The 18753-nt window shown below is 49.9% G+C and carries 20 protein-coding genes; 15 read left to right on the plus strand and 5 right to left on the minus strand.

What is annotated here, in order from left to right; genetic code table 11:
- Positions 1–569 precede the first annotated feature (569 nt).
- From DYA43_RS19135 to yddG, 5 genes are all read left to right on the plus strand, one after another.
- Complete coding sequence (locus tag DYA43_RS19135; protein ID WP_032080750.1) at positions 570–1214, plus strand: exopolysaccharide biosynthesis protein; 645 nt, start codon at positions 570–572, stop codon at positions 1212–1214.
- Between the two features lie 31 nt (positions 1215–1245).
- Positions 1246–1650, plus strand: coding sequence for an OsmC family protein (locus tag DYA43_RS19140; RefSeq protein WP_020329002.1), 405 nt, complete (start codon positions 1246–1248; stop codon positions 1648–1650).
- Positions 1651–1748: 98 nt separating this feature from the next.
- Complete coding sequence (locus DYA43_RS19145) at positions 1749–2354, plus strand: DUF1294 domain-containing protein (protein WP_061055402.1); 606 nt, start codon at positions 1749–1751, stop codon at positions 2352–2354.
- Between the two features lie 81 nt (positions 2355–2435).
- Positions 2436–3008 (plus strand): sugar O-acetyltransferase, encoded by a 573-nt coding sequence (locus DYA43_RS19150; protein WP_020329004.1) that lies wholly within the window; start codon positions 2436–2438, stop codon positions 3006–3008.
- Positions 3009–3060: 52 nt separating this feature from the next.
- On the plus strand, positions 3061–3984 hold the full coding sequence (gene yddG / locus DYA43_RS19155; protein WP_061055403.1) for an aromatic amino acid DMT transporter YddG: 924 nt from the start codon (positions 3061–3063) through the stop codon (positions 3982–3984).
- Positions 3985–4026: 42 nt separating this feature from the next.
- Here the strand turns inward: yddG and DYA43_RS19160 are convergent, their stop codons facing one another.
- From DYA43_RS19160 to DYA43_RS19170, 3 genes are all read right to left on the minus strand, one after another.
- On the minus strand, positions 4027–4545 hold the full coding sequence (locus tag DYA43_RS19160) for a P-loop NTPase family protein (protein ID WP_032080753.1): 519 nt from the start codon (positions 4543–4545) through the stop codon (positions 4027–4029).
- Between the two features lie 248 nt (positions 4546–4793).
- Complete coding sequence (locus DYA43_RS19165; RefSeq protein WP_024375351.1) at positions 4794–5690, minus strand: cation diffusion facilitator family transporter; 897 nt, start codon at positions 5688–5690, stop codon at positions 4794–4796.
- A gap of 202 nt (positions 5691–5892) precedes the next feature.
- The gene (locus DYA43_RS19170) at positions 5893–6771 is read right to left on the minus strand and encodes a LysR family transcriptional regulator (RefSeq protein ID WP_020329009.1); all 879 of its coding nucleotides are present in this window, start codon (positions 6769–6771) and stop codon (positions 5893–5895) included.
- A 279-nt stretch (positions 6772–7050) separates the two neighbouring features.
- On the opposite strand from DYA43_RS19170, the gene DYA43_RS19175 reads away from it, so the two are divergent.
- The 8 genes from DYA43_RS19175 to DYA43_RS19210 all read left to right on the plus strand — a co-directional run bounded on the left by DYA43_RS19175 (position 7051) and on the right by DYA43_RS19210 (position 14119).
- Positions 7051–7632, plus strand: coding sequence for a class I SAM-dependent DNA methyltransferase (locus DYA43_RS19175; protein ID WP_024375350.1), 582 nt, complete (start codon positions 7051–7053; stop codon positions 7630–7632).
- 130 nt (positions 7633–7762) lie between these two features.
- Positions 7763–8383 carry a thermostable hemolysin gene (locus DYA43_RS19180; RefSeq protein ID WP_024375483.1) on the plus strand — a complete coding sequence of 207 codons (621 nt, stop codon included), beginning with the start codon at positions 7763–7765 and terminating at the stop codon, positions 8381–8383.
- On the plus strand, positions 8380–9864 hold the full coding sequence (locus DYA43_RS19185) for an AMP-binding protein (protein ID WP_052193040.1): 1485 nt from the start codon (positions 8380–8382) through the stop codon (positions 9862–9864). Before DYA43_RS19180 ends, DYA43_RS19185 begins: the two co-directional genes overlap by 4 nt.
- A 34-nt stretch (positions 9865–9898) precedes the next feature.
- A complete protein-coding gene (locus DYA43_RS19190) occupies positions 9899–10582 on the plus strand; it encodes an iron-containing redox enzyme family protein (protein ID WP_061055404.1) in 684 nt (227 codons plus the stop codon).
- Between the two features lie 10 nt (positions 10583–10592).
- Entirely contained in the window at positions 10593–11405 is an 813-nt protein-coding gene (locus DYA43_RS19195; protein WP_020329012.1) for an SDR family oxidoreductase, read from the plus strand.
- An 11-nt stretch (positions 11406–11416) separates the two neighbouring features.
- On the plus strand, positions 11417–12052 hold the full coding sequence (locus tag DYA43_RS19200; RefSeq protein ID WP_047459868.1) for a tetratricopeptide repeat protein: 636 nt from the start codon (positions 11417–11419) through the stop codon (positions 12050–12052).
- A 2-nt stretch (positions 12053–12054) separates the two neighbouring features.
- A complete protein-coding gene (locus tag DYA43_RS19205; RefSeq protein ID WP_024375479.1) occupies positions 12055–12711 on the plus strand; it encodes a response regulator in 657 nt (218 codons plus the stop codon).
- A complete protein-coding gene (locus tag DYA43_RS19210) occupies positions 12665–14119 on the plus strand; it encodes a sensor histidine kinase (RefSeq protein ID WP_370446026.1) in 1455 nt (484 codons plus the stop codon). The genes DYA43_RS19205 and DYA43_RS19210 overlap by 47 nt, the downstream gene beginning before the upstream one ends.
- 246 nt (positions 14120–14365) lie before the next feature.
- Here DYA43_RS19210 and DYA43_RS19215 read toward each other — a convergent pair whose 3' ends face one another.
- Positions 14366–15289, minus strand: a complete 924-nt coding sequence (locus DYA43_RS19215; protein ID WP_024375478.1) for a LysR family transcriptional regulator — start codon at positions 15287–15289, stop codon at positions 14366–14368.
- A gap of 106 nt (positions 15290–15395) precedes the next feature.
- Positions 15396–17381, minus strand: a complete 1986-nt coding sequence (locus DYA43_RS19220) for an acetoacetate--CoA ligase (protein ID WP_061056059.1) — start codon at positions 17379–17381, stop codon at positions 15396–15398.
- Positions 17382–17608: 227 nt separating this feature from the next.
- Here DYA43_RS19220 and phhA point away from each other — a divergent pair, with 227 nt between their 5' ends.
- A complete protein-coding gene (phhA, locus tag DYA43_RS19225) occupies positions 17609–18400 on the plus strand; it encodes a phenylalanine 4-monooxygenase (RefSeq protein WP_061055405.1) in 792 nt (263 codons plus the stop codon).
- Positions 18393–18725 carry a 4a-hydroxytetrahydrobiopterin dehydratase gene (locus DYA43_RS19230; RefSeq protein WP_020329019.1) on the plus strand — a complete coding sequence of 111 codons (333 nt, stop codon included), beginning with the start codon at positions 18393–18395 and terminating at the stop codon, positions 18723–18725. The genes phhA and DYA43_RS19230 overlap by 8 nt, the downstream gene beginning before the upstream one ends.
- Positions 18726–18753: the final 28 nt, after the last annotated feature.

The following is an 18753-nucleotide window of genomic DNA, read 5'->3' on the forward strand; positions in this document are numbered from 1 at the left end:
GTTTGTAACTATCATCAAAAACGAAAGTTTAACTTTAACGTATTGTAATTATTTACTTTTATTTGATTTGAGAGACTTTCTCAATATCTATCGTGTTGTAAGCCGCTTGCTGAAAATCGCCGATGTCGTAATCTCAAGTTGTCAGCAGGAAGCAGACACGGAACAGGAAAGACCCAAGGACAGGTCATCTTCAGGACGAAGATTCGATTATTCAGGATGAATGGTCGGCATGGAAAGCGAAGGACATTAGCTGGACGCTTGCTAACTAGGATGGTTACAACGGAAGGTCGATGGACAACCTAAAGGATTAAGGCGTAAGTCTGTCAGGATGACGGAAACAGGGACACCGCTAGGACGGCGATGAAACGGAATGCGCTGAAGGATACAGCAGACTATCAAGGAATAGATGCAGGGAGCACCTATTAGTAGCCGGATTGCTGCGAGTAAGAACTGAACCCCACTAAGCGAAAGCTTAGTGGGGTTTTCTTTTATCTGCGCTGACAAAGCGCAACAGTGATTATGGCAAGTTGTCGTAAAGACAATAATCTCGATTGCGTGAGGCGAGAAGGATGAATGATAATGCGCCCATCCGCCTGATTCCGTCAGGCCAACAAAATAAAGAGAGCGATCACTACGTGGAGAAAACCTCTGAGTTTCTGGTTAAAACTTTAAAAGATCACCCTGAACCTTATTTGTCGATTGGTACCTTGCTGGAGCTGCTTAAGCGACGCTCTTATGGCGCGCTGCTGATCATGCTGAGTTTAGCTGGCCTGATTCCTGGTATCTCTTTTTTCGCCGGGTTTGCGATTTTCCTGCTTGGCCTGCAATTGGCTCTGGGTTTTCAGGCCCCACGTCTGCCTCGCATCATTCAAAAACGTAAACTGCACCGTCAGAAAACCATTCGTTTTATTGAAGAGCTTTTGCCTTGGTTTGAACGCATTGAGCATTACATCAAACCGCGTTGGGAACCGCTGTCGAATAAGATGGCTCGTCGTGTCATTGGTATTATTATCTGTGTTCTCGCGGCGGTCGCAGTGCTGCCGCTGCCGTTTGTGAACTTCCCGCCGAACATCGCGATTATCTTTTTTGCACTGGGGATTATTGAGCGTGATGGGCTGTTCTTGATAGTCGGTAGCGCGATCAGTCTGTTTGCGGTGTGGATAGGCTATATTCTGGTTCGTATAGCGATGAACTCGCTGATGTTGGTATTATGACGCCAAGTTCTGGCATAGATGAGTAGTAAAAATGGAAGCACAAGTTAAGTGGGTTGAAGACTTTAAGTTTATCGGCCAGTCACAATCGGGTCATTCTATTGTGATGGATGGCAACGGCGGTGCAACAGCGCCAAGCCCAATGGAGATGGTGCTGATGGCGGCAGGTGGTTGCAGCTCAGTTGACGTGGTGGATGGTCTTAAATCTGCGGGTGAGAAGGTTCGTAGCTGCACGGCTAAACTGACGACAGAGCGTCGTGAAACGGCGCCGCGTCTGTTCACCAAAGTAAACGTTCACTTTGCTGTGTCCGGTGAAAACCTCAGCGAAGAAGTGGTCGCGCGAGTCACCGCCGATTCACTGGAGAAATATTGCTCGGTGTGTCTCATGTTGGGCAAAGGGGTCGAAATGACCCACAGTTGGGAAATCATCACTGAATAAAAAAGCCGGGCAAAAGCCCGGTTTTTTATTGGGCGGCATTCGCTGTTGCTGCCCGCTTAGCTATGCTTAAAGCACGTTGATAGAAAACTCAGCAAATCATGGCGGTCAAAGGACGAATCACAGAGTGGTATGCAGACAAAGGCTACGGCTACGTTACTCCGGAGGCCGACGCGTTGCGCATCAAATTTTATCAGCAGGATGTGTCTAACTCAGTCGATCTGAAAAGCCACTCAGGACAAGAAGTGCGGTTTCGCATTGTTCAGGATGAAGAAGGAAAGCGGCGTGCCACTCACCTTGACGGAGTGCGTGCGTTTCCGTGGTCGTCACTGACCGCCATGTGGTTTTTTGCCGCATTGGTCGGCTGTGTGATCTATTGGGATTATCCGCCGGTTGTTGGTTATTACTACCTATTGGCCAGTATTCTGGTTTGGTTTATTTACGCATTAGACAAACGAGCAGAAAAACGCAGCAAGCCGCGAACCAGTGCATCGGCCGTGCTCTTTTTGTCTTTGCTGGGTGGCTGGCCGGGTGCACTGCTTGGGCAATACCACCTGAACCTTTCACCTCGGTCATTGCTGTTCCAATTGTTCATGTTGTGCATTGTGTTAGGGCACATTGTTTGGCTTATTTGGACGCTGACGCCTAAGGGAATAACGCAGCTACACTTTCTCATCTCAACAATTTCGTCTTTGCTTCTCAAATAGGGGAAAGTCAAACTGTCGGTTTTTCTCTTTTTTCCTGACTAAAAGCCGTTACCCTTTGTGAACTTAGCAAAGGAAAACAAAATGACAGAACGAGAAAAAATGATGGCAGGTCAGGTGTTTGACGGCAACGATCCTTCGATTATTGAGCTCAGCCAGCGAGCGACAGAACTCAAAGTGCGCATCAATCAATCTATCGACGCACAAGAGCGAGGCCGTTTGCAAAGCCAATTGTTTGGAGCTTTCGGCCCGGAAAGTATTGTCCAGCCCCCCTTTCATTGTGAATTTGGTCAGACGATTCGAATTGGTCGTCATACTTTTTTAAATATGAATATCGTCATGCTGGATAACGCTCCGATTACCATTGGCGACAACGTGCTGATTGGGCCAAGCTGTCAGTTCTATACCGCTTCCCATTCGTTGGATTATCGTAGCCGTCGCCTTTGGGAAACGGTGTGCAAGCCAATCGTGGTGGAAGACGATGTCTGGATCGGCGGCAATGTCGTGATCAATCAGGGGGTGACGATTGGCGCTCGCTCTGTGATTGCGGCGAACTCGGTCGTTAATCACGATGTGCCACCGGATACGTTGGTAGGCGGTACGCCAGCGAGGATTATTCGCTACCTTAAGTCGAGTGAGGAGGCTTCTCTCTTCTGAGGTTTTCCGCTACAGTGCACTTCTCTTCCTGCTAGTATTCGCGGAGCATATCTTGGCACGTCATCGTTATACCCTGTTTGGTGTTGCAGCTATTTTGTTGTGGGGTTGCTTAATGGGGCTGACACGCACGGTCGCTGAACAATTCGGGCCAATAGGCGGTGCGGCACTGATTTACAGTGTGGCGTCTCTGTTTCTGCTGGGTGTCATGGGTGTTCCCAAGTTTCGCGGTTTCTCACTGCGCTATGTTTTGATCGGCGGTACGCTGTTCGTCAGCTATGAGATATGTCTTGCGTTGGCGCTGGGTATGGCTAACTCGCGTCATCAGGCTCTGGAAATGGCCGTCATCAACTACCTTTGGCCAGCATTAACGGTGCTGTTTGCTGTTCTCACCAGTCGTAAAGCGGTCAGTCTTTGGGTGTATCCGAGTATCGCGTTGGCGTTTATCGGCGTTGCCTGGACTATTACGGGCGAACAGGGGTTGTCTGTCTCTCTCATCGCCGATAATGTCGCGACTAATCCGCTCACTTACGCGATGGCCTTCTTTGGCGCCATTATCTGGGCGGTTTACTGCAATGTGACCAAGATTATTGCCAACGGTCAGAATGCCATCTGTGTGTTTTTTCTGGCGACGGCGGCGGTGCTTTGGGGGCAGTATGCGGCCAGTGATGAAGGGCCGCTGGTATTTAACGGCACCGGCACCATCAGTTTACTATTGACCGGTATTGTCATGGGGAGCGGCTATGCGCTTTGGAATCTGGCTATTTTGCGCGGCAATATGCTGTTGCTGGCGACCTTATCGTATTTTACGCCAGTGATTTCCACCCTGTTTTCTTCGCTGATATTGGGGGTTCTACTGGGGACCAGCTTCTGGCAAGGCGTGGCGATGGTGACGTTGGGTTCACTGATTTGCTGGTGGGTGACCCGTGAACGCGCAGCAGAGAGCAGCGCTACCCATGCGCCGCAAGAATCTGTTTGACAAGGCAGTGCGCCGCAGAGTTATTTTGTGGCGCAGATGTGGCTATGAATGGGTATGTCGCTGAACGAAATGATTGAGCTCTTCCAGAGTTCTGATGACGTGCAGTTGCTTATGATTTGACTGCACTTGTAAGCGACTCAAAAAATCATCATTCCAGAATTTAGGACAAAGCTTAAGTACCTTATAGCTTTGCCAAGTGCCTTTAAGAACAGAACTGCCATCAGGCCAGCCTTCAGGTTTGACCAATAAGCCTTTCAAACAGCGTTTCGTCACCAGCCAATAGCTCAATGCATAGGGCAGATCGATGTACACCAACGTATCTGCCGCTTCCAACCGTTCATTGAACGAAGCCAACGGGCCGAAACCATCAATGATCCAACGCTCTGACGCTAAGATTTGCTGATGCGCCTGGTTAAATATTTCGCGATCCGTAAGCTCTCCGTCAGCCTGATAAACAATCGAATCCAACTGATGAAGCGGGATACCTGTAGACTCCGCGAGCGCTTTGCTGAGCGTCGATTTTCCGCTACCGGGCTTTCCAAAAACGGCGATTTTATTCATGTGATCTCCTGTGGTGCTGTCAGTTCCCACGAGGCAGTGACACAAAACCCACCTCTGAGGGTGGGTTCGAGATATTAAAAGCACAGCACAATCCCACCATTCCTATGGAATGATGATAATTCGTGCGTTGAGGTGTTTCTGATTCGCTTTCATACAATCAATTTCATACATGTACTGAGGGTTGTCAATGCTAAAGAGGGTATTCACAAAAGTGGGAATAAAAAACCCGCCGAAGGGCGGGTTTGCGATTAGCTTGCGATGTTTACGGTAATCTGCAGTTTCAGCGGCAGTTTCGACAAACGTTTTTCGATGGTATTGCGTGTTTGTTCGATATCTTCTACCAGAATTACTTCGCTGCTGTCTGGGTAAATATCCACGTCGACCCACAGCTCGTGACCGACTTTAGTCACGCCTGCCAGTTCAATGTCCTGTTCCGATTCTTTACCAGCCGCAACCACACTTTGGTCGACGGTTTGACAAATCTCTTTACTCGGTGCCATCAGGAAGATTTCACGCATTGCAGAGCGTAGCATCTCAAATGGTACTTTGATGAAGTAGAACGACATTGCCAGCATCATCATCGGGTCGGCGTATACCGCGTATTTTGCCATTGGCGTCAGAGTCATCAGCCATGCGATAACGAAACCAGCAGTTACGGCTACGCTCAACATGGTGTCCATTTGCCACTGTTTAACTTCAGCGTCAATCAGACCTGATGCGTGACGTTTACCCAGTGATTTCATATACCACCAAGCCAGGCCACAACCTACAACGTTGATGGCACCAAAAGCAGTCGCGACAGACGCATCGACTGGGCGGCCACCAGTAAACATGGAACCGATAGCAGAATACAGTGAATAACTGACGATCAGTAGAATCACAGCACCTTTCACGGCGATTACCGCCGGTTCGAACACTGCGCGGCCAAAAGGAAATTGGGCATCAGATGGTTTTCTGATGTAGCGAGCAGCGACTAGCGACAATAATGTTAACAGTAAACTGACGAGAGAATAGACACCGTCAAACATGATAACCAGTGAGCCTACAAGCAGACCGACAATCAAGCCACCACCCGCAAACATTGACGCAAAAAGAGCTGAGAGGGTCAAGACACGATTTTCGTTAAAACTTGTTCGAGCACACATTTTAATTTTTACCTGTTGGAAACTGAGGATATTTTGGCTGAACGGCGTGGCTTTACAACGACGATTTGCATATTCAACAGGTTAATGTTTGAGCTGTTTTGTTTTATTTATTTAAAATCAATAGGTTGCTTCGTGTTTTTGCTGTCATTATTATTGACGCTGACTGGCTCATTGGCAAGTCGGGCATCCCCAAAGCAAGAATTTAGAAATCAAACAAGTAGTCGCTGATCTTATCGGCGAGCCAAAGCATCGCCGGGTTTTCAGAACTGCCCGCAACGCTAAACATACAAAAATCCTCTTGTGTCAAACCATAGGTGTGGCGAATTACCGCAAGGCGTTGCTCGCGCAAGTGGTGACGAATCAGCGGTTCCGGCAGTACGCCCCAAGCACTTTCCGTCAGAATGGTACTGAGCATGTACTCAAAGCTGGAAAAGCCGATATAACGGCGCGAAAAAGGCTCCAGACTCGAATTGTCTTGTTCATTCAGATACACCATCACCGCTTGCATGGATTTTCGCAGATCTTCGTCTGTTACCCGTTTGATTTTGGTTAGCGGGTGGGTCGCGCTACACACCGACATCATACGGATTTTGCCCAGCGGCTGATAACCGATACGGGGATCGTCCAAACGTTCGTAGTCAACTCCGAACGCGAAATCCACTTGTTGAGTCGCAACCAGGCTTGCAAGGTCACCACTCGAGGCAAGCACGATGTTAAACGAGGTATTGGGAAACAGTTTATTGAGTGAATGCGCCAGATCCTGCCACAGTGTATCGGGCAAAGAGTCGTCACGGGCGATCCACATTTCTGCGGCGAACTCATCAGACACTTGTGAACAGGTGCGGCGAATGCGCGTCGCGGTGATCAGGATGCTCTCGCAATCTTTGTAAATCGCTTTGCCAGCTTCAGATAGGGTAAGGTTATTTCCGGTACGTGCGAACAGTTCCACGCCCAATTCGGTTTCGAAAGCTTTGATTGCCATGCTGAGTTTGGTGCGGTTGCACTCCAACTGACGGGCGGCTTCTGAAACCGAACCCGTGTTGGCAATGGTGCAGAATGCTTCGATTTGTGACAGGTTCATAGCGTGCTCAACTCAATGAAAGTCTCGGAATCATAAACAATTTTTGTGTGGCTGCCTATCTGCTCTAATAATCGCCAATTGAGCCAAATTCAGATTTTCTTACGCAAGATTGCGTTGTAACTCTATGAACTTCACTTCGTTTTGGTTTAATCTTGGGGAGTTCAAGTTGCCTCAAACCGACGGGTTCACAGAAAATCTATCGATTTTCGGCCATGAGCCAGCCATTTTGAGGTCACTTGGGCAGTTTGCCCGAATACAAGAAGTAACACGGAGGCCATGATGGCACACGACTGGGACGAATACGCAGCGGATTGGGAAAAAGACGAAGCGACAACCGTTTTTGCGCAGAACGTTTTTCAGCAACTGAATAAGCTCATTTCGCTTGAAGGCAAGCATGTGCTGGATTTCGGTTGCGGTACGGGTTTGCTAAGTCAACTGATGTCACCAGTGGCAAAAGATATTGTGGCTTTGGATGCATCCGAAGCCATGATCGAAGAGCTGGATAAAAAAGAGCTGGCCAATGTTGAGCCGGTAGTGGATCACTTAACACGCGGTCTGGTTGCGCAGCACCCGGCATTCCGCAAACAATTTGATGTGGTCGTGGCGTCTTCGGTGTGTGGTTTTGTACCCAACCAGAATGAAGTTGCCGACATCATTTATACCTTGTTGGATGAGGGTGGTTTGTTTGTTCACTGGGATTGGCTGGTGGATGATAACGACCCTGAATTTGGTTTAAGTGAACGTGATGTGGAAACCATGCTGACACAGGCTGGCTTTGCGACGGTCGAAGTGAGCAAGGTGTTTGAAATCAGCACTCCGCAAGGTGTCATGCCAGTCGTCATGGGCGTCGGCAGAAAATAAAAATTTTGTAATCAATCCAAGCCGCTACAGGGTTCCTGTCGCGGCTTTTTTTGTTTTCTTAAGTCTCTTAAGTTTCTCTTAAGCTTGCCTCCTTAAGCTCAGTGAGTAAGGCACCACAGAGGGCTTCTGAATGAGAGACTTTTTTCAGGATCATGCACTTGATCTGGCGATCATTGATCGCAACCATCCCAAGCGGGGTGAGGTCGAACACTACATTGCTCAGCGTTATTCGCTGGCGTTTGATGCACGTCTCAATTGCTTTATGCCAACCTTCATGGCGTTGATGGATAAGGACCACATTAAATCTCTGTGTGGTTACCGCGTTGCCAGCGAAGAGGCACTGTTTCTCGAACAATATCTGGATCATCCGGCCGATGAATTGCTCGCCTCGGCGTTCAGTCGTCCGATTGACCGCGCGCAGCTGATTGAATTTGGTCAGCTTGCATCATTTTCCAAAGGTTTTTCTTCACTGCATTTTCTGCTGATGACACAGAAGCTGGTGGAGCAGGGGTATGAGTGGTGCATTTTTACCGCCACAGATCCCCTGTACGCCATGATGTGCCGCCTTGGTTTGGATCCGACCATTCTGGCCGAAGCCGATCCGACCCGCATTCCTGATGCCCACAGCATTTGGGGCAATTACTACCAATATCAGCCACGCATTGTTGCAGGCAATCTCAAAGGAGCCCTAGCGCATTTACAGGCTCTGTTTTCCGACCGCAAACATCGTTTAAGCGGAGGTTTTTCATGAACAAGATTTTACAGGCGTTAGTCCAACGCGCAGAGCAGACACCGGATGCCACGGCGTTTACCGGATACAGCGAGCGCACGCAACAAATGGAATCGATCAGTTATCTGAGTTTGCTGGTCAGAGTGCGGGAAGCGGCGGATCAGCTTAGTCGTTTGGCGGCTCATTGTATTGCGCTGAGAGCAGAAAACAGCTTGGACTGGGTCATCGCTGACCTTGCCGCGATGCAGGCGCAGATCCCGTCTGTGCCTGTCCCGATGTTTTTTAGTGATGCGCAGGTCGCGCACACGTTAGAGCAATCCGGTGCGGATGTATTGATCGGAGAGTGGCACAGTTGGCAGCCTGAGCTGTTGGGGCAAATCGAAGGTTTGCCACTGTGGCGTAATGAGCATGCGCATGGCGCGCACTGGTTGCCCGGCAGCAGCAAAATTACTTTTACCTCCGGTTCAACCGGACAGCCGAAAGGGGTTTGTTTAAGCGACGAGCAACTGGCGCTGGTGAGTGCCGCGCTGGCTGATTCGATTGCAACCGAAACCTGTTGTGAGAAACATCTGATACTTCTGCCGCTGTCGACGCTACTTGAGAACATCACCGGCGTCTATGTTCCGCTTCTGCTGGGTGCCACCTCAGTCGTGGTTCCGGGACAAGCGGTGGGATTGTCGGGTTCAAGCCAGTTCAATCCGAATCAGTTCGCGGTAGCCCTGAGCCAGTATCAGCCAAATAGCCTGGTTCTGACTCCGGCGTTACTGATGGCGCTGATCCACATTGTGACGCTCAATCCAATGCTGTCACGTTCGCTCAAGTTCGTGGCCGTCGGTGGTGCACGTGTGACACCTGCCTTACTGCAAAAGGCGCAGTCGTTGGGCATTCCGGCCTTTGAAGGTTACGGTTTGTCTGAGTGCGCATCGGTCGTCAGTCTCAACACGCCAAGTGCTCAAAAGCCGGGAACCAGTGGCCGGGTGCTTCCCCATGTGGAAGTTAAAATCGCGCAAGACGGCGAAGTGCTGGTGCGCGGCAACGTGGCGTTGGGCTACATCGGCGAACCCTTCGCTCAGCCTTGGCTGGCAACCGGGGATCTCGGTGAGTTAGATGAACAAGGTTTTCTGACCATCAACGGGCGTAAAAAGAATCAAATCATTACTGCCTACGGACGCAATATCTCACCGGAGTGGCTGGAATCGGAAGCGCAATTGCTGCCTGCTCTGCAAAGTATGGTCGTGGTTGGCGAAGGACAGTCTTCGCTGACAGCGGTCGTGGATGGCAATCAACCTGAAATCGTGGTGCAGAGCATCCACAAACTGAACAACACACTGCCGGATTATGCCCGCATCGGCAAAGTGGTAACGGTCGCCGGGCTCAAGCAGCAGCCGGGGCTGTTCACCAGTAATGGGCGTCCGGTACGTCAACAGTTTGAAAACTGGTTGGCAACACTGCCAGAAAGTGACAACAAAATCGTCACGACCCAGCTCCAGCAATCTTGTTAACGCATTGAATTGAAGCATTAAAGAGGAATACAGGATGAGTGAATTTTTTCAGACATTGAAACAGCAGACCTTAGCGGCGCAGCAAACCATGTTGCAGGCACCGATTTTTGCCCAGTGTGCAAAAGGGGATATCGACCGCGAAACCTACGTTGCGTTTCTGACGCAAGCATACCATCACGTGAAACACACCGTACCACTCTTGATGGCTTGTGGTGGGCGCTTGCCGGAGAAATATGAATGGTTGCGTCAGGCGATTGGTGAGTACATCGAAGAAGAGAAGGGCCACCACGAGTGGATTCTCAACGACATCAAAGCGTGTGGTGCAGATGCAGGTATGGTGCGTGCGAATCAGGCTCAAGGGAGAGTCGGCGCACCGATCGAACTGATGGTGGCTTACCTCTATCACCAGATTGACCGGGTCAACCCGATGGCTTTTTTCGGTATGGTTTGGGTGCTTGAAGGTACCAGTGTAGGCGTCGGTGGTCAGGTGGCGGCGTTGGTCAAGGATAAACTGAATTTGCCGGACAGCGCGATGAGTTATCTGACATCGCACAGCGTGCTCGATCAGGACCACATTCAGCTGTTTGAAGGGCTGATGAACCAAATCACCGATCCGCTGGATCAGCAAGCCATTATCGATTCGGCCAATATGGTGTTTCGCTTGTATGGCGATATGTTGCGTGGCCTGACGCCTGATGCGTTACAGCGCGCAGCGTAAGGAGAGAGAGATGAATTTGCAAGGTAAACGCGTACTGCTGACGGGGGCCTCCGGGGGAATCGGTCAGGAGATCGCACACGCGCTCGAAGCGAAAGGCGCATCGCTGGTGCTGGTGGCGCGTAACCGCAATAAACTGGAAGCGTTGAAGAACAGCCTGAATGACCCTGAACGTCATCAGACACTCTGCATTGATTTTCAGCAACCGGACAGTGAAGAGCAGCTCAAAGCGTTCGGGCTTGAGCAGGTGCAAAACGAGCAGCGCATTGATGTGCTGATCAACAACGCGGGCAACAATCAGTTCAGTTTCCTCGCCCAGCGCAGCGCCAAATCGCTGCAAGAGGAGATTCACCTCAATCTGATGACGCCGATTCTGACCAGCCAGTCGGCACTGAATTGGCTGCAAAGACCAGGGATCATCCTCAACATCGGTTCTACGTTTGGATCCATCGGTTTTCCCGGCTACACCACCTACTGCGCGGCGAAAGCGGGCGTGCAGCGCTTTAGTGAAGCGCTGGATCGTGAACTTGATGGTGCAGGCATTCGCGTGCTGTATTTGGCGCCACGTGCGACGAAAACCGATCTTAACGATGATCGCGTGACTGAAATGAATCGCCAGTTAGGTAATCACAGCGATGCGCCAAGTGTGGTTGCCAAACACGTGGTCTCTATTTTGGAAGATGAACAGGCGTCGAGATGGATTGGCTGGCCAGAGAAGCTGTTTGCACGCCTCAACCAAATCATTCCCGGAGTGGTGTCAAAATCGATTCGCAAACAGCAGGACACCATTCATCAATACATCAATCAGGTTCACGGTAAATCATGAGGGAACAAACAATGAAACGGAATATGGCAATGTTCGCAGCTGCGCTGACGCTGGGGACTTCTCTTTCGGTATCAGCAGCGAGTGCTGATCCGCTGCTGACTATTCAGAAAAAATGGGCCGTGTGTCAGTATCAGTCCAAAGACAAAGATCATCAGGTTTACTGTCTGGAAAACCTCATCAAACGCAATGAAGAGGCGTTGACGCAGGAGCCGGAGCGCCAGGATCTCAAAGTGTGGCTGGCGATCAATAAATCCTCACTCGCTGGAGCGAAAGGTGGTCTGGGGGCGTTGTCGTTGGTGAAGGAAGCGAAAGTACTGCTGGAACAAGTTATTGAAAAAGCGCCGGAAACGTTAGATGGCTCTGCGTATACCAGTTTAGGTTCGCTATACTATCAGGTACCGGGCTGGCCTATCGGCTTTGGTGATGATGACAAAGCGGAAAAAATGCTGCATAAAGCGTTGGAAATAAATCCGGAAGGTATTGATCCGAATTACTTTTATGGTGATTTCCTGGCTCAGGATGGTCGCAAAGCAGAAGCGATTCAATATCTGACCAAAGCGCAGCACGCGAAGCCACGTCCGGATCGTCCGCTGGCTGATCAGGGCCGACAACAAGAAATTGCCCAAAAACTTGGAGAACTCAATTAGTAATGCGTTTGTTGCTTGTAGAAGATGATGTCCTGTTAGGACGCTCAATGGTGACCTCGTTAAGTCGCCATGGATACACCGTCGATTGGGTTGAGCGCGGTTCCGGTGTGGAAACCGTGCTCAAAACCGAACAGTTTATCGCGGTGATCCTCGATCTCACGCTGCCGGATATTGATGGTCTGGTGGTGCTACGCAACATTCGCCGCGCGGGTTTTACTTTGCCGGTGCTGATTCTGACTGCGCGTGACGACATCGAAGATCGGGTGAAAGGCCTTGATGGCGGTGCGGACGATTACCTGATCAAGCCGTTTGCACTGGAAGAGTTGATGGCGCGCCTGCGGGTACTGATTCGCCGTCAATCGGGCTACTGTGACACGCGTATTGAAGTGGGAGAGTTGTCACTGTCGCTCTCTGAACAGTCGGTCGATTATCAGGGAAACCGACTGAAACTGACCAACAACGAATTCAAACTTCTGGCGTCTCTGATGACACATGCTGGCCGAGTGATGAGCAAAGAGCAGTTGCAACAATCACTGCATGGTTGGGATGAAGGCTCGAGCGATAACGCCATCGAAGTTCACATTCATAACCTACGCAAAAAAGTCTCCAATGATGTCATCAAAAACATTCGCGGCGTGGGTTACATCATTGAAAAATAATCACGTAAAAGCGTTTTCGATCAAAAAACGCCTCACCATTGCGGTTGTTCTGCTCTCCAGCGGACTCATTCTTCTGTCGCTGTTTTTCAGTTTCAGTGCCTCCCAGCATGAAATCGAAGAAGTGTACGATGCACGCTTGGGGCAATCGGCCAAAATGCTGCTGCTCGGCATGCCGTTCAAGGAAGAAGGGTTGGAAGCCAGACGAGCCAGCCAAATTCTCGATACCTGGATGCAGCGCATCAAAGCGCAAGCTGGAAGTGATGATTCACCTACCACGTTTGGACACCCGTATGAACGCAATATTCTGATTCAGTTCTATCACAGCGGTGAACTGGTGTGGAGCTCCATTCCTGATATCGCCCGAACGGCCCACGATCCACGTTATGCCGGCTTTGGTTATTTTGATATTGATGGACAGACATGGCGTTATTTCCAGTTGCCACTGCCGGATCGTTACCACACCAAGCCTGAATACGTGATCGTGGCGGAAAAGCAGTCGATTCGAAACGAGATGAGCCGCGAACTGGCACTTTCAACCGCACTGCCGCAATTGATTATGATCCCTTGCCTGGCGCTGGTGATGACGTTATTGATCGGCAAGCATTTCCAACCGATTTCCGAACTCAAACGCGCCATTACTCAGCGTAATGCCAACAAGCTCGACAGTATCTATGTGTCCAATCCAACGGTGGAGTTATCGCCGCTGGTCGATGCCTTAAACGTATTGCTGACGGAACTGGATCATGCCTGGCAACGGGAGCGACGATTTACCCGCATGGCTGCGCATGAGCTGAAAACGCCGCTCACGGTCCTGCGCCTCAACGCAGAAAACGCATTGTTGAGCCAGAATGAGGATCAGCTCAAATCTGATTTGAACAACATTTTGCGCGGTATAGAGCGTACCGACCGCCTGATTCAACAGCTGTTGATGCTGGCTAAAGTGGAGAGTATTCACGACCTCACGTTCTCAAGCATTAACCTGACTAAACTTGTGCAGGGTGTATTGGCGGAACTGGTGCCATTTGCGCTGCGTCATCAGCAAGAACTGTCGCTCGATGGTGATGATATCTATGTGCTGGGGGATGAGTCGCTACTGCGCATTCTGTTTACCAATTTGGTCGATAACGCCATTCGTTATTCTGGCCAAGGTTCGCAAATTAAAGTCACGCTGAAAGAGGCGGGCGGTGCAGTCAACGTGTGGGTGAGCGACAGCGGCGCAGCGTTAAGCGAAGAAACCCGCGAGAAACTGTTTGAAAACTTCTATCGTGCGAACACCGAAAAAGGCGATGGAGCGGGACTGGGTATGTCGATTACTAAAGACATCGCCAAGCTGCATCGCGGCACGATTGAACTGATGCCACGAGAAAATGAACTCAATACATTCTGGGTAGCGTTGCCCAAAGCCTAGGGCCGCAAGGTTTTTCCAAATCGTAAATTGACTATTTACGTAATTTCACTGTCGGAAAAGTCCTACAATACATACACTGCAAATATGAATTTGGTTATTAAGCAGTTCCCCTGACCATTTTCATACCAGAATCTGTTTATTGACTAACAACTCATGGCTAGGGTTTGAAATAAATAAAAGCAAAAACAGAATAAAAAGGTCAGCATGTGCTGACCTTTTTACTTTTCCCGTATCGCTTGCCGCTGATTAGCAACCGCACTGACCTTTGGTGAGGCGCTTACACAACCACTTCATTGCCTGATCATTCATGCTCGGCTTATTCCATACCAAACTGTAAGCCACCGTTCCGTAGTCAAACGGCAGCGTCTTGTAAATCAACCCTTGCGCCTGATGAGCTCTGTCTGCCCAGTGTTTAGAGCAGGTAAACAGCAGATCCGTATGTTGGCACATGATTGCCGCTGCGCCGAAGTCTGCGGTGGTGACCGCAATCTGGCGTGACTTATGACGCTGAGCGAGATTCTTCTCAAAATAGGGCTCACTGAGCTCCTTATCGAGAATGGCGATGTGTTTGTAAGACAGGTAGTCTTCGGTGGTCATTTCGCCTTGAGCCAGCGGATGGTTGGGATTCATCAGGCACACCATTTCGTCGTCGGCGATAATATGCCAAACCAGATCCTGAGCGTGAGTCGGAGGTTGGCTGATGTCGTGCGGCAGAATCATGAAATCAATCACACCGCGCTGAAGCGCTTCAAATCCGTAATACTCCTTAGAATGGATCGTCAAAGAGAGATTGGGTGAGCATTCGGAAATGATGTTAGCGATGTCTTCGGCGAAGAGCTCGAGCGTGCTCTCACGCATGGCGAGCCGATAGTGGCCGTTATAGAGTTTGGGATCAAAGTTGGCCTGATGAAGAAGACCGTTCATGCTGGATAAAATGCTGTGAACCGCAGGACCCATTTGCAGGGCATAGGGCGTTGGAATCAACTGATTGCTGTCGCGGTAAAACAAGTCGTCATCGAGCAGTTCACGTAACTGAGCGAGGATTTTACTGATGCTGGAGGGGCTGACGCACAGTCGGGCAGCGGTCTGCGTGACACTGCGAGTGCTGAGCATGACGTGCAGTGCCGTCAGGTGCTTTAAACTGAATCTCGATAGATGAATATAATCCATAAAATAAATAAAGCAGTATACGGTGGCGCAAGCATATCATTATTAAAGAAAAATAGAGTAATGAAAAATACTCACGCCAGCATGATATCCGGTTCATCTTGCCCGGTTATGGTTGCTCATTTTCAAAGATCTGTTCGATTTCATGCAGCACCGTCGGGTTGGCAATTGCGCCCAGATTCTTTACCGGTTGTCCTTGCAATGTCTGTTTCACCGCCAGCTCGACCAACTTGCCTGATTTAGTGCGTGGTACCTCACTGACGGGATAAATTCGGGCTGGTACATGGCGTGGCGAGCAGTGGGTGCGCAGTGTTTTGCGAATTTTGTCTTTCAGTTCATCGGTCAAAAATGCCTTATCGTGCAACTGAACAAACAGGACGATCTCTTCATCGTTGCCTTGCTTTTGGCCGACGGCAATCGAATCGAGCACTTCTTCTAACTGATTGACCTGCTGATAAATTTCCGCCGTTCCGATGCGCACGCCACCCGGATTAAGCGTGGTGTCACTGCGACCGTAAAAGCGGTAGCCGCGGTGAGCCGTAAGCTCTATCTCATCGCCGTGATGCCAAACGCCAGGATATTTGTCCCAGTATGCGTGGTGGTATCGTTCACCATTATCGTGCCAGAAACCGATGGGTTGGTTGGGAAAACTGTTTCGGCACACCAACTCACCGCGCTGCTGACTCACGGCCACACCTTCGTCATCAAACACCGCGATGTCCATTCCGAGACCGGCTCCCTGACACTCACCGCTGTAGACGGGGGAAATCGGATTGCCCAGAACAAAGCAGCCGCAGATGTCAGTGCCCCCGGAAATAGACGCCAAGTGTAAATCGGCCTTAATGTCGGCATAGACGTATTCAAACTGCTCAGGGTAGAGCACTGAACCGGTTGAGCAGAGCGTTTTCAGCGCGCTTAAGTCATAAAAATCACTGGGTGAAAAGTGACTCTTTTGCAGCGCTTCAATGTATTTGGCCGAAGTGCCGAACAGCGTCATCTGCGTTTCCTGAGCCAGTTCCCACAATACGCTCGGTTGGGGATACATCGGACTGCCATCGTAAACAACCAGAGTCGCGCCGCTCGCCAGTGCGGAGACGTGCCAGTTCCACATCATCCAGCCACAGGTGGTGTAATAAAACACGCGGTCACCCGGCTGAATGTCACAATGCAACTGATGTTCTTTGAGGTGATTGAGCACGATACCGCCAACGGAATGCGCAATGCACTTTGGCTGACCCGTTGTGCCGGAAGAATAGAGAATAAACAGCGGATCGTTAAAACCGACCCGCTCGAATTCGATGCCACGTGGCAGATAACTGGCGAGAATCGCCTGCCAGTCCGAAAATGTGTCATTGAAATCCTGACTGTAAGTACGCTGTTGGAGATACTCAATCTGGCAGGTGTTTTCGATGGAAGGGATCGCTGCGACAATGCTGGCGTTGCGCTCTTCCATCACATGGGGTTTGCCATTGAAGCTGTAGCCATTGCAGCAGAAAAGAATTTTAGGCTGCACTTGGCCAAAGCGCTCCACCACGCTGTCGACACCAAAGTCCGGTGAGGTGGATGTCCAAACCGCACCGAGACTGGTGGTAGCCAGCATGGCAACGATGGTTTCTGGCAAGTAGGGGAGATAACCCGCGACCACGTCACCGCGGCCGACCCCATTTTGAGTCAGCCATTGCTGCACGACAGAAACCTGATCGCACAGTTGTTGCCAAGTCAGTTTGCGGCTCTGGCCATTTTCGTTTTTAAACCAAATAGCCACACCGTCGGGCTGCTGATACGCGTAGGAGAGTAAATTCTCCGCGTAATTGAGTTGTGCCTGAGGAAACCAGATAGTATCGCGAGCCGGTACAAATTCATCCCAACGCGCAATGCCTTCTCCGTGAATGCAGTCACCGCAATACCCGATCACGTCGCAGAATTGCCACACTTCGAGCCAGAATTTTTTCTTATCCGTGACCGACCAACGATGTAACTGCTCATAGGCATCTAAGGCTTCACCCTGCATGTTGATATGGCGGAGAAACTGCTGCAGGTTGGATGATTCAATTCGGTCCTGGCTGGGAGTCCAAAGGGGCGTGGCGTGTGGCATAACATCCTCGATGAGTGTGTGATTTTTTTTGTAATGCATCAAGTTTTGACCATTTTTCAGTAAAGTCAAACCTGCGCCCAATAATCAGCTTGCTGATATATAAGCAAAAAAACTGACAATGTAAATAAAATGTTACACTGGTTTTTGGCGGTATTCTGAACAGATCATTGGCAGCCAATTTCGAAGGCGATAGGCTTAATGTAACGGAATTGTTAAGGAGAGGGGTGATGACCAAGTATCATTCCAAGCCAGTGAATAGTAAGGGATTAGTCGACTGGGATTCGCAAGAAGATGCCATCTGGCGCGACCTGGTTCAGCGCCAACAATCTGTGATTCGTTCACGGGCTTGTCAGGCTTATCTTGATGGATTGGAAATGCTCAATCTTCCCGTTGATCGTGTTCCACAACTACCTGAAATTAATGAAGTTCTGATGCGAGAAACGGGCTGGCAGGTTTCGCCGGTCCCCGCACTGATTAATTTTGACCGTTTTTTTGCCCTGCTGGCGGACAAAAAATTCCCTGTTGCGACGTTTCTGCGTAGCCGGGAAGAGTTCGATTATCTGCAAGAGCCGGATTTCTTCCATGAAATCTTCGGTCACTGCGCAATGCTCACTCATCCGGATTTCGCCGCGTTTACTCACACCTATGGACAACTGGGGAAAAACGCGACTCCACAGCAGCGGGTCTATCTCGCTCGCCTCTACTGGTTCACGGTAGAGTTTGGATTAGTGAAAGAGGGCAGCAATACCAAAATTTATGGTGGTGGTATTCTTTCCTCACCGGGCGAAACCATCTATTCACTCGACAGTACCATCCCTGATCGGGAAAGTTTTAACTTACATAATGTCCTGCGGACACCGTATCGCATCGATATCATGCAGCCGGTCTATTATGTACTGGATGATATCCGCCAGTTGTATCAGCTTAGTCAGACCGATCTGATGAGCCATGTAGAAAAAGCCATGGCGGCAGGTTTACTGCCACCATTATTCACACCGAAGGAAGAAACTCATGCTTGATGAATTACGCTGCGAAGCTTGCAGTGCCGATGCGACCGCTTTGACACAAGATGAACAGCAAACGCTTCTGAGCGAGCTGGAAGGATGGGCGCTTATCCATCGCGATGGTATTCCGCAACTTGAAAAAGTGTACCGTTTTAAGAACTTTAAGCTGGCTTGGGCGTTTGCAAATCAGATTGCACAGTTAGCTGAAGAGGAATTTCACCATCCGAGTATTTTACTCGAATGGGGTAAAGTGACGGTGACATGGTGGAGTCATTCGATTAAAGGCCTACACAAGAACGATTTTATTTGTGCGGCCAAATGTGACCACTTAGCGCAATAGCGCGCGGCGACGTCACATTGCAAACACA

Source organism: Vibrio fluvialis (assembly GCF_900460245.1).
GTDB classification, from domain to species: domain Bacteria; phylum Pseudomonadota; class Gammaproteobacteria; order Enterobacterales; family Vibrionaceae; genus Vibrio; species Vibrio fluvialis.